At 72.6% G+C, this 10,725-nt stretch carries 14 protein-coding genes; 6 read left to right on the top strand and 8 right to left on the bottom strand.

The features are described 5' to 3' along the window. Window positions 1-18: 18 nt before the first annotated feature. Together ACZ6R9_RS16820 and ACZ6R9_RS16815 are read right to left on the bottom strand one after the other, a co-directional pair. A complete protein-coding gene (locus ACZ6R9_RS16820; protein WP_465538694.1) occupies window positions 19-312 on the bottom strand; it encodes a hypothetical protein in 294 nt (97 codons plus the stop codon). A 495-nt stretch (window positions 313-807) separates the two neighbouring features. Next, window positions 808-1,080: a hypothetical protein gene (locus ACZ6R9_RS16815; protein WP_465538693.1), complete on the bottom strand. Its 273-nt coding sequence runs from the start codon at window positions 1,078-1,080 to the stop codon at window positions 808-810. A 248-nt stretch (window positions 1,081-1,328) separates the two neighbouring features. On the opposite strand from ACZ6R9_RS16815, the gene ACZ6R9_RS16810 reads away from it, so the two are divergent. The 4 genes from ACZ6R9_RS16810 to ACZ6R9_RS16795 all read left to right on the top strand — a co-directional run bounded on the left by ACZ6R9_RS16810 (window position 1,329) and on the right by ACZ6R9_RS16795 (window position 6,016). After that, window positions 1,329-2,351: an ArsR/SmtB family transcription factor gene (locus tag ACZ6R9_RS16810; RefSeq protein ID WP_465538692.1), complete on the top strand. Its 1,023-nt coding sequence runs from the start codon at window positions 1,329-1,331 to the stop codon at window positions 2,349-2,351. 215 nt (window positions 2,352-2,566) lie between these two features. Then, window positions 2,567-3,163 carry a hypothetical protein gene (locus ACZ6R9_RS16805; RefSeq protein ID WP_465538691.1) on the top strand — a complete coding sequence of 199 codons (597 nt, stop codon included), beginning with the start codon at window positions 2,567-2,569 and terminating at the stop codon, window positions 3,161-3,163. 121 nt (window positions 3,164-3,284) lie between these two features. Further along, complete coding sequence (locus ACZ6R9_RS16800) at window positions 3,285-4,718, top strand: dihydrolipoyl dehydrogenase family protein (RefSeq protein ID WP_380480590.1); 1,434 nt, start codon at window positions 3,285-3,287, stop codon at window positions 4,716-4,718. Between the two features lie 275 nt (window positions 4,719-4,993). Further along, window positions 4,994-6,016: an LLM class flavin-dependent oxidoreductase gene (locus ACZ6R9_RS16795; protein ID WP_465538690.1), complete on the top strand. Its 1,023-nt coding sequence runs from the start codon at window positions 4,994-4,996 to the stop codon at window positions 6,014-6,016. 31 nt (window positions 6,017-6,047) lie between these two features. Here the strand turns inward: ACZ6R9_RS16795 and ACZ6R9_RS16790 are convergent, their stop codons facing one another. The 3 genes from ACZ6R9_RS16790 to ACZ6R9_RS16780 are packed head-to-tail and all read right to left on the bottom strand — an operon-like array spanning window position 6,048 to window position 7,988. Then, window positions 6,048-6,713, bottom strand: a complete 666-nt coding sequence (locus tag ACZ6R9_RS16790) for an ABC-2 transporter permease (RefSeq protein WP_465538689.1) — start codon at window positions 6,711-6,713, stop codon at window positions 6,048-6,050. Then, a complete protein-coding gene (locus ACZ6R9_RS16785) occupies window positions 6,710-7,588 on the bottom strand; it encodes an ABC transporter ATP-binding protein (protein ID WP_380480593.1) in 879 nt (292 codons plus the stop codon). Before ACZ6R9_RS16785 ends, ACZ6R9_RS16790 begins: the two co-directional genes overlap by 4 nt. Further along, the gene (locus tag ACZ6R9_RS16780) at window positions 7,578-7,988 is read right to left on the bottom strand and encodes a GntR family transcriptional regulator (RefSeq protein ID WP_465538688.1); all 411 of its coding nucleotides are present in this window, start codon (window positions 7,986-7,988) and stop codon (window positions 7,578-7,580) included. The genes ACZ6R9_RS16785 and ACZ6R9_RS16780 overlap by 11 nt, the downstream gene beginning before the upstream one ends. A gap of 122 nt (window positions 7,989-8,110) precedes the next feature. Here ACZ6R9_RS16780 and ACZ6R9_RS16775 point away from each other — a divergent pair, with 122 nt between their 5' ends. Both ACZ6R9_RS16775 and ACZ6R9_RS16770 read left to right on the top strand, forming a co-directional pair. After that, window positions 8,111-8,257 carry a hypothetical protein gene (locus ACZ6R9_RS16775; protein WP_465538687.1) on the top strand — a complete coding sequence of 49 codons (147 nt, stop codon included), beginning with the start codon at window positions 8,111-8,113 and terminating at the stop codon, window positions 8,255-8,257. Between the two features lie 120 nt (window positions 8,258-8,377). Continuing rightward, window positions 8,378-8,665 (top strand): DNA-binding protein, encoded by a 288-nt coding sequence (locus ACZ6R9_RS16770; protein ID WP_465538686.1) that lies wholly within the window; start codon window positions 8,378-8,380, stop codon window positions 8,663-8,665. A 120-nt stretch (window positions 8,666-8,785) separates the two neighbouring features. On the opposite strand, the gene ACZ6R9_RS16765 is transcribed toward ACZ6R9_RS16770, so the two are convergent. From ACZ6R9_RS16765 to ACZ6R9_RS16755, 3 genes are all read right to left on the bottom strand, one after another. Next, window positions 8,786-9,178 carry a hypothetical protein gene (locus tag ACZ6R9_RS16765; RefSeq protein WP_380480969.1) on the bottom strand — a complete coding sequence of 131 codons (393 nt, stop codon included), beginning with the start codon at window positions 9,176-9,178 and terminating at the stop codon, window positions 8,786-8,788. A 317-nt stretch (window positions 9,179-9,495) separates the two neighbouring features. After that, a complete protein-coding gene (locus tag ACZ6R9_RS16760) occupies window positions 9,496-10,128 on the bottom strand; it encodes a substrate-binding domain-containing protein (protein WP_465538685.1) in 633 nt (210 codons plus the stop codon). Window positions 10,129-10,168: 40 nt separating this feature from the next. Next, a complete protein-coding gene (locus tag ACZ6R9_RS16755) occupies window positions 10,169-10,672 on the bottom strand; it encodes a LacI family DNA-binding transcriptional regulator (RefSeq protein ID WP_465538684.1) in 504 nt (167 codons plus the stop codon). Between the last annotated feature and the right edge of the window lie 53 nt (window positions 10,673-10,725).

The raw sequence follows: 10,725 nt of genomic DNA, 5'->3' as shown, positions 1-10,725 counted from the left end.
AGGCAGCCTGACCGGCCCTCACTTGCCGAGCGCGGCGGCTATCAGCGCGGCCGCCACCAGGAAGACGACGCCGCTGGCGAGGACGACACCGATCATGCTCAGGGCCTTGACCGGCGTGGACAGGTTCTTCTTGGCGATCGCGGCGTTGCCGAGTGCGGCGAGTGCGCCGATGACTCCGCCGATCGCGCCGCCGGCGAAAAGGAGGGCGAGGGGGAGGAGGGTGAGGGCGAGCTGCCAGCCGTTGAGCTGGCCGAAGCGGCCGCCCGTGGCGCTGGTGTGGTTGAGCGGGGGGAGGACGGGCGGCTTGGTCATGGGGGTCTCCTCCGGGGCGTTGGGGAAGGGCGGCCCCGCGCACGGATCCGAGGCGGTCCCGGCGGGCGTTCGGGAGCCCTGGCGGGGACAGGTGGATGAGGGTAGCAGTAGGCCGTTGACCAGCCCGGCGGATGGGACCACTCCGTCCGGTACGGCACCCTGTTCGTCCCCTGGCTGACCCTCGCCGCGACCGGCCTGCTCTGCGCCCTCGCCCTCCACCACCTCGCCCGCACCGGCCGACTCGACGGCGCGCCTGTCGTCGCGACCCCGGCACCGGCCTGACGGGCACCTGGCGAGGTCCGGTTCGATGCCGGCGAGCAGCAGTCGGCGGACTCGGCCGGGGCCGGGTGCACCTGGGGCGCGCAGAGCCGGGGCGTCGGCGCGTCCTCCTCCAGTTCGGGCGAGAAGGACGCGAACTCCCCACGCTGCGGGAGGCGCCCGGTGGCGAGGCCTTCGCGGTAGGCCCGACCGCCACCGGGCACGCCCTGCGTTCGATCAGTAGGCGTAGACCTGGCCGGCCCAGAGGCCGTTCACGAGGACGCACCGGTAGTACTTCACGTTGGACGCCTTCAGGAAGTACGAGGCGCGGGCGTCGCAGGTCGCCTTGGCCGAGTAGTACTCGCCGGTGTACTGCCAGGTGTACACGACCTGGACGGCGGACCCCGGCGAGGCGGGGGCGGGCGTGGCCGCCATGGCAGGTGCGGCCGCGGCGCCCAGAGCGAGCGCGGCGCCGACAGCGGTGGCGGCGAGAGCACGACGAATACGCATGAAAGCCTCCATAGGTGGTTTCTCGGTTTCGGGCGGCCGGGCCTCCCCCGGGGGAACCACCGGTGTCTCGTGGCCCCCCGGCCCGCCGCCCTCGGAATCCATCCTGAGGGTGCCGGCGGGCGCCGTCCCAGCCCTTTCGGGCGTCGCCGAAATGCCCTGTGAGGAGGCCTACTTGAAGCATTCGCGGGCGACCGGGGACGATGGGCCCCGGGAAGGTGGGCGTCCGAACCGAACCCGGGAGAGCTCACGTGCTACGCATCACGTTCACCCCGCAGGACCTCGCCAGGACGCGGATAGCGGCGACCTGGGGCCCGCTCGGCGAGACGTTCCTCGCGCTGACGACTCTGCACCAGCCGGGCAGCCGGGCGATGTTCGGCGCATGGCGACAGGAGGTCCACGCCCGCTCCTCCTCCCTCGTCCATCCGGCCTCGTCCCTCTTCCGGGAAACCGTCGTGGACCTGTTCACCGTCACCGGCGCCGCATCTTCCGTCGAGGAGGGGATCGAGGCGCTGCGTGCGGCTCCGGCGGAGCTGTTGCGTGCCGAACTCGAGGGGGCCGTCGAGTCCCGGGCCCGCTACTCACGCTGCACGGCTCCCTGGGCGGGTGTGACGTGGGGCGACATCGCGCACGACCGGGGGGACCGCGAGGAGCTACTGGTGTTGCTCCGCGACGTCCACCGCATCGCCGTGGCCCCGCACTGGCAGCGGATCCTGTCCCGTCTGCGGGCCGAGCAGACCACCCATGCCCTCAGGCTCGCCCAGGACGGACCCGAGGCGATGCTTGCCGGACTGCCGCCGGAGTTCCGCTGGAAACCGCCGACGCTGGAGATCGGCAGGGGTGCTGTCACGGGTACCGTCAACCTGAAGGGGCGGGGCCTGTTACTGGCCCCGTCCGCGTTCTGCCAGACCAGGCCGATCACCTACACGGACGCGCTCGACGAACAGGCGCCTGTCCTGCTCTTCCTCCCCGTCATGCGCGGCGTGTCCGACGCCGCCACGCTGCTGGCGACGGCCCGGCACGGCATCGACAGCGCGTTGTCCGCGCTTCTGGGCCGCACCCGGGCCCAGGTCCTGCACGCCATCAGCGAAGGCCCGTGCACCACCGGGAAGCTCGCCGAGCGCATTTGCGCGTCGCTGCCCACCGCGAGCGAGCACGCCTCCGTCCTGCGCAAGGCCGACCTGATCACCACCACCAGACGCGGCAGCGCCGTCCTGCACGCGCTCACTCCGCTCGGCAGCGCCTTGCTCAACGGCCATCACTTCCGGGCCTGATCGTCCGGAGGCTCGCCCGGGGCCAGGGGGCGCCCCCGTCAACTCGCCCCTCCCGGGCGCCGCGAAGCCACACCGGGCCCAACCCGCCGCCGTGGGGCCGCCCCGCCGCCGTGGGGCCGACCCGTCGCCATGGGCCCGCACCGCCGCCTTGGGCCGCCCGCCGCCGTGGGGCCGACCCGTAGTACAGTCCGCCAAAACGATCACCAGGGGGACGGATGACGGCGGCGCGGCGCAGACAGATCGCGTGGGGGCTGAGGGGTCTGGCGTTGGTGTCGGCTGTGGCGTACCTTCCGGGGCTCCAAGCCTCCTCCTCGGGTGGGCTGGTGGAGGTCGAGCACTGGCTCAACCACCCGGTGCCGCTGATCGGGGTCGCGGTCGTGCTGGTCGTGATCTCGCTGGTGGTCGAACTGGAATTCCGCACCTGGGTGTCCCAAGTCGGCTGCGCGATCGGGTTGGTGGCGCTCATCTTTGTCGGGGTGCCGCTCGCGTTGGTGGCGTTCGTCTTCAGCGGGGAGGGGCGGAACGTCGTCCGGGAGCCCGATCCGGAGCATTCGGGCCGGGTGCTGGCCGTGACCGACATCACCGCGTCGATCGACCCGGTCTACGAGGTGCAGGTGCTGACCGGCAGCGGCTGGTCCGCCCGGCACTGGGATCTGGGGGTGTGGAGCGAGCGCGACAAGCGCGGCTGGTTCAAGGGCGCCGAATGGTCCGGGCCGAACCAGATCACCGTGACGTCGGAGAGGGAGATCGCGGTCTTCACCCTGGACCCCGCCAGCGGTCGGCCGAGCGAGCCGAGGACGACGCCGCGATAGGTCACTTGGCCACGTTGGCACCCCCCTGAAAGGCCCGTGGTGTACGAATGGGCTGACGGGGGCGCCACCGGGCGTCCCCGACCATGCGACACGGACGACGGATGCGGGAGGGCGGCTGCTGATGGGTGCTGACGGCGACAGCTACGACCTGGTGGTGCTCGGGGCGGGGCCGACGGGGGAGAACCTGGCGGATCGGGCGCGGGCCGGTGGGCTGAGCGTGGCGATCGTGGAGAGTGAACTCGTCGGCGGGGAATGCTCGTACTGGGCGTGCATGCCCAGCAAGGCGCTGCTGCGGCCCGTTGCCGCGCTCGCCGACGCCCGGCGGCTGGCCGGGACGCGGGAAGCCGTCGGCGGGCAACTCGACGCGGGGGCGGTGCTGAAGCGGCGGGACGAGTTCGCCTCGCACTGGAAGGACGACGGGCAGGCCGGCTGGCTGGCCTCCGTCGGCATCGAGCTGGTCCGCGGCCACGGGCGGCTCGACGGCGAACGGCGGGTCACCGTCCAGACCTCCGACGGCGGTTCGCGCACCCTCACCGCACGGCACGCCGTCGCCGTGTGCACCGGCACCCGGGCCGCCCTGCCCCCGCTGCCCGGCCTTGCCGAGGCCAAGGTGTGGACCAGCCGGGAAGCGACCTCCGCGAGCAGCGTCCCAGGGCGGCTCGCGGTGGTCGGCGGCGGCGTCGTCGCGGTCGAAATGGCCACCGCCTGGCGGGCGTTGGGCAGCGAGGTCACCCTGCTGGTACGCGGCGACAGGCTGCTCGACCGCACCGAGGACTTCGCCGGACAGCTGGTCGCGGACGGCCTGCGGGCAGCCGGAGTGGACGTCCGGCTCGGCGTCTCCACCACCGCCGTGCACCGCGCCGAGGACGGCACAGTCACCCTTGACCTCTCCGACGGCACCCGACTGCCCGCCGACGAAGCCCTGTTCGCCACCGGACGCGTCCCCAACACCGCCGACCTCGGCCTGGACACCGTCGGCCTCACCCCCGGCGACTGGATCACCACCGACGACACCGGCCTCGCCACCGACGTCCCCGGCGGCTGGCTGTACGCCGCCGGCGACGTCAACCACCGTGCCCTGCTCACCCATCAGGGCAAGTACCAGGGCCGGGTCTTCGGGCAGGTGATCGCCGACCGCGCCGCCGACCGCCCCCTCGACCTCACCCCCTGGGGCCGCAGCGTCGCCACCGCCGACCACGCCGCCGTCCCGCAGGTCGTCTTCACCGACCCCGAGGTCGCCGCCGTCGGCCTCAGCCGGCGCCAGGCCGAGGACGCGGGCCTGCGCGTGCGCGCCGTCGACTACGACCTCGGCAACGTGGCCGGCGCCTCGCTCTACGCCGACGGCTACCCGGGCCGCGCCCGCGCCGTCGTCGACCTCGACAAGGAAACCCTGGTCGGCGTCACCTTCGTCGGCCCTGGCGTCGCCGAACTCCTGCACTCCGCGACCGTCGCCATCGCCGGCGAAGTCCCGCTCTCCCGCCTCTGGCACGCCGTCCCCGCCTACCCAACGATCAGCGAGGTCTGGCTGCGCCTGCTGGAGACGTACCGGGGCTGAGATCAGCTGCGCCGATCGCCCAACCGACCTGTGCGTTGCGGACGGAGCGCGGGTCGGTCGGTCGGCGGTCCGGTGACGGCATTGCGGGTGCGTGGGGTCGGCGGGACGACGGGATGGTCGGCGGGACGGCGGGAGGATTGCGCGCCATTGCGGCGGGGTGACGTCGCGTCACAATCACCCGCCGTCCGTTGATCGCTCCGCTCCCGCTGTGTGAGCGTGGCGGGAGCGGGACGGGCGGCCGTGCGGGGCCGTCGCCCGTGCGAGGAGGAACCCCGGTGCCCACCCCCGACCGGCCACTGCGTTCGCTGGGTTTTCTGACCATCGGACTGTTCGGCGAGCTCCGGCCCGCCGAGGGCCACGAAGCCACCCTGCGGCTGATCGAACGTGGCGAGCAACTCGGCTTCGACAGCGCCTGGTTGCGCCACCGGCACCTCCAGTACGGCATCTCCTCGCCGCTCACCGTGCTCGCCGCCGCCACCCAGCGCACCCGCCGGATCGTCCTAGGCACCGCCGTCACCCCGCTCGGCTGGGAGAACCCGCTGCGGTACGCCGAGGACCTGGCGACCGTCGATGTGCTGTCCGGGGGACGGCTCAACCCCGGTGTCAGCGTCGGCGTCCCCGCGCACTACGAGGACGTGAAGGACGCGCTGTACCCCGACTCCGCCGAGCGGGAGGACTTCGGCTACGGCCGGGTCGAACGGCTGCTCGGCCTGCTGCGCGGCGACGCGGCCAGTGCGTTCCGCGGTACCGAGGGCACCGAGTCGTACTCGGAACGGGTCCAGCCGCACGTCCCCGGCCTGGCCGGGCGGGTCTGGTACGGCGGTGGCAGCCTGCGCTCCGCCCGCTGGGCCGGGCAGCACGGACTCCACCTGCTCACCAGCAGCGTGGTGCGGGCCGAGGGCGGCGAGGGGTTCACCGGCAACCAACTCGCCCAGATCCGCGCCTTCCGGGCCGCACACCCCGACGGCGAACGGGCCCGGGTCTCGCAGGGCCTGGTGGTGATTCCCACCGACAGCGCCACCCCCGCCCAACGCGCCAAGTACCGCGCGTACGCGGCGTCCCGACACGCCCGCACCCTCACCCCGCAGGGCCCCGCCCGGCTGCTGTTCGCCCCCGACCTGGTCGGCGCCTCCGAACAGCTCGCCGAACTCCTGTACGCGCACGCCGCGTTCCGCGAGGTGGACGAGGTGGCGTTCGCGCTCCCGTTCACCTTCGAGCCCGAGGACTACACCCAGATCCTCACCGACCTCGCCACCCGCCTCGGCCCACTCCTCGGCTGGCGCCCGGCCGCCAACTGACTACCAAAAACGATGAGTTGGGCGCCTCCGCTCACCCGTCAGCCGGTGGCGCGGGGTCGTTCGGCACTCGTCGGGGCCGGGGCCGGGGCCGGGGCTCGGGCAGGCGGGCGGCCACCAGCGCGGAGAGAGCGACGGCGGCGAGGCCGGCCGGCCAGAGGAGGGGGAGCCAGGGGCGGACGGTTTCGAGCGTCAGGTGCAGCCGGACCACGGCCAGCATCACCAGGACCAGCGGCAGTGTGGTGCCCAGCACGCTGACCCGGGCGTAGCCGAAGCGGATCAGCAGCGGGAACTGGATCGCGATGTTGACGGCGAACAGCGCCCAGCACAGCGTCAGCACCATCAGCACGTCGCGCGTGGCGAGCGGTGCGTCCTCCACACGGGCGAGCAGCAGGGCCGCCGCCGTGCCCGCGCCGAGGGTGGCGACGAACCCGGCCAGCGCCCAGACGTAGTGCCCCAGCAGCACGGTGCGGCGCGGTACCGGCAGCACCGCGTACAGCGTCTCCAGGCCCGACCGGTCGGCCACCACGAACGGGTGCACGGCGATCAGCGGTGCCAGCAGGATGGCCAAGACCGGCAACAGCCGGACCGGTTCGCGGGCCAGCACCAGCACCATCACGCCGAACACCAGCAGCCCCTGGGTCCGGTACGGGGCGACCGTGCGCAGGTGCAGCACGGCCACTCGGGCCACGGCGGTCATCGCGTCACCCCGCCGGTCCTCGCCGGGGCGCCGATGTGGACGGCGATCTGCTCCAGGGTGGGTGCCTCGACCAGCACGTCGCGGCCGAGCAGGTCGGCCTCCTCGGTGTGCACCAGCGCCTCGGCGCCGGTCGCCGTCCGGCGGGCGCCGATCAGTTCGACGCCGATCAGGCCGGTCAGGTCGTCCGGCCCGCCGCGCACCACCCGGTAGGCGTCCAGGATCTCGTCTTTAGTCCCTGCACGGATGATCTGGCCGCCGTGAATGATCGTCACATGGTCGCCGATCCGGTCAAGATCGGTCGTGATGTGCGTGGAGAAGAGCACACTGTGTCCTTCGTCGAGCAGAAACTCTCCGATGATGCCGACCAGTTCGTCCCGGGCCACCGGATCCAGCCCGCTGGTCGGCTCGTCCAGCACCAGCAGCCGCGCCCGGTGCGACAGTGCGACCGCGATCATCAGCTTCATCGACATGCCGCGCGACAGGTCCTTGACCCGTGCCCGCAGATCGAGGCCGAACTCGTCGAGTAAGCGCCGCCACCGGTCGCCGTCCCAGCGGTTGTAGAACGGGCGCAGCGTGCGCTCGACCTCGGCGAGCCGCCACTCGCCCACCAGGTAGGAGTGGTCGAGCACCACCCCGACGTCCTGCCGCAACTCGACCGGCCCCGGCACTCGTTGGCCGAGCAGCTCGATCTCGCCGCTGTCGATCCCGCGCATGCCCAGCAGGCAGCGGATGGTGGTGGTCTTGCCGGCGCCGTTCGCGCCGATCAGCCCCATCACGTACCCCGTCGGCAGCTCGAAACTCACGTCGCGCAGCGCGAAGCCGGGGCCGGTGGCGGCGTTCACGCCGCGCAGGGCGAAGGCGAGTTCACTGGGCACCGGCCGCCTCCCTCGCCCCTTCGTGCGCGGGCTCCGGCCCGGCCTCGATCAGCCCGTCCAGCATCCGGATCAGGTCCTCCCGTCCGAGCCCCGCCCGCCCCGCCGCGTCCAGCGCCGCCTGCAACCCGTCCTCCACCTGCCGCAGCAACTGCTCCCGCACCAGCGCCGAATCCAGCGGCAGCACGAACGCGCCCTTGCCGGGGACGGTGGTGATGAACCCGTCCGCCGACAGCTCCGCGTAGGCCCGGCCGGTGGTGATGATGCTTATCCGCAAGTCGCGCGCCAGCGCGCGGACGGACGGCAGCGCGGTGCCCTCGGTGAGCTCCCCCGACAGTACGGCGAGGCCGATCTGGTCCTTGATCTGCTGATACAGCGGAACCCCGGAACTGTTCGACAACACCACGCGCATGGTGGCGGCCCCCTTCGCCTCGTCTCATACTGTTCATGGACACTATAGACAGTCAGGACAGTATGAGTGGGCGGGAGTTCACGACATTCGCCACCGTCGGGCAGCATGGCGGGATGCGCGGGATGCGCGGGATACCGGATCTGCGGTGGGACGACGTCCAGGAGTTCTTCGACCCCGACCTGATGGGTGCGCTGCCCGAAGTGTCCGTGCCGGGCACCTCGGCGGAGGACTGGCAGGCGCGAATGTCCCTTGACAGGTGATCTTGACTGTTTGTCGAGTGATCTTGACCGATGCAGGGTCTCTGTCACTCGATCTCGACCTGCGTGAGAGTTGCGGCCGGCCGGGCGTCGGCCCCGTGCGCCATCGAGGACAATGCCTGCGTGAAGACCTGGATAGACGGCCTCCCGCAGATACCGTTCGGCTATCGCCAACTCCCGCAGGGCGGTGAGTGGATGACCCGGGAGGAAGCAGCTTCCTGTCTGGGGATCGGGGAGTTCCACCTCAACTCTCTGATGGCCAACATCCGCCGCATCGACCCGGTCTGTACCACCGACGGGGAGGTGGCCGTCACCCGGGCCAGTGTGGAAGCCGAGAAGCACTGGCGCGCCACCGCTCCCCGCTGGCGTAAAGTCCTGCGCCTGCTCAAGGACATCGCTGGTTCGTTCTGACGTTCCATCTCGACCGATCTGGGTCACTGGAAGCCGACCGATCGATCAAAGTGCCGACGGCTGACCGGCCTCTGTGGCTGCTCGGCTAAGCCTGCGGCTGACCGGCCTCGCCGGGGTTGATCAGTTGGTGCTTGCGGTGTCCGGCGGGGGCGGCGTGAGGTCGGCGGGCGGCTTCCGGGTGAACATGAACTCCTCCAGGGCCGTGACGAGTTCGGGCCGGCTCCGGGTGGTCCAACTGCCGAGGTAGGTGTGCACTCCGGCCGGGACCCCCTTCCGCTTGAACCCGGCGAGGACGAGGAAGTCGACCTCGTAGCGCCCCTCGGGATCCCCCTCCGGCTCCCAGCGCACGTCGAAGCACAGCCCGTCGCGCACCAGGTGGCCGCTCACCAGCACGGATCCGTAGAACCACTCCATGGTCTCCGGTGACGGGTCCACGGCGTAAAGGCTGTTCATGTCGATCACCCACCCGGGCGCCACCCGCAACGGCTGGAGCCCCCGCCAGGTCTCGCTCATCTCCACCCCCGTCTTCTCTGCGTGCACTTGTTCTCTGCGTGCACTTGGTCCGGCCGCCCATGATCGCAGGTGCGTGGCCTGGGCCGGGAGGAGGTGGCGGGGTCCTTCGTGCGGGTCACGGCGGGCCGCCAGGTGTGAGATGCGGCGGTACCCGGTGGTTCGAGGCGCTCCGGGTCGGCCGATGCCCGCCTGCCCTCGTCGGGGCTGCGGCCTTCGCCTCCACCATGGGGCACGGCGTCCGCGAGCCGCTCGCCCAGGTGGCCGGTCAGGCTGCCGCGCAGGGCGCCCACGGGGCCGCACCGTCCTGCTGCAGGACTTCATGGGCGCGGCCGCTCGGTTCGCGTGTCTCCTCGGGGCTCAGGGCTGAGTACGGTCGGCCGCCCGGCGGCGTTGCCCGAAGCTCGGTCGGGGTGCAGGCAACGCCGCTGCAGAGTAAGGGAGTTCAGCAGGAATGGCGGACCACCAGGTGGGTGGGCAGCACGACGGAGCGGGACGGGGACGGGTCGCGGAGGAGTTCGACGGCCCGGGCGCCGAGGTCCTCGACGGGCCGGCGGACGGTGGTCGGGCCGGGGCGGGCGGTGGCGGTGGCGGGGGGAGTCGTCGAAGCCGACCAGGCCGACGTCGTCCGGGACGCGCCGCCCCAGCCGGTGCAGCGCGCGCAGGGCGCCCACGGCCATCGCATCGGAGGTGGCGAACACGGCGTCTACGTCCGGGAATTGACCGAGCGGCCGGAGCATCGCGTGCTTGCCGGAGCAGGATCCGAAATCGCCGTACGCGACGGCGCAGCGGGCCGGGTCGCCCTGGTCGAGCAGGGCGTGGCGGTAACCGGCCGGGCGGTCCGCGCCGGCGGCGGTGTCGGGTGGCCCCGCGATGGTGGCGATCCGTCGGCGTCCGGCCAGGTGCAGCAGACGGACGGCGGCGTGGGCCCCGCGCAGGTTGTCGGCGTCCACGTGTGCCAGGCGCTGCGACTGCGGCGGCCGCTCAGTGCGATCACCGGCACGCCCGCCGCCTGCAACAGCCAGGGCAGCGCGGGATCCCCCCACCGCCCGACCAGCAGCACCCCGTCCACCTGCCCGCCGACAGGTACCGCACCAGCGACGACCTGTCCTGCCCCGGCCCGGCCGTGAGGACCGCCAACTCCCGCTCGGGCGCGACGCGTTGCGCCCCTGCGAGGAGCCGCACCGGGAACGGGTCGGCATGGAATCGCAGCAGGTCCGCGAACGCGACCACGGCGATCGCGCCGGTGTCCCGGGCGCTCGCGGCGGGCGCCCGGCGGCGGACGTACTGCAGCTCGCGGGCGGCGGACTCGACCCGCGCGGCGACCTGCGCCGGGACCGGCGCCGACCGGTTCAGTACCCAGGACGCGGTGGCACTGGAGACCCCCGCGTACGCCGCGACCTGCGCGAGCGTCGGCCCGGGCAGCGGGCCGCCCGGATCCGGCCGGTCGGGAGCCGGGGCACCGCTGGGACGGGGGAGCGGGTGAACGGGCAACACGGCCGCCCTTCCTGACACGGAACGGGGATGCCGTGGCCACCCGCCCGGGGCCA

This window comes from Kitasatospora sp. NPDC048662 (assembly GCF_055587065.1).
This window is presented reverse-complemented; position numbering and strand designations above follow the sequence as displayed.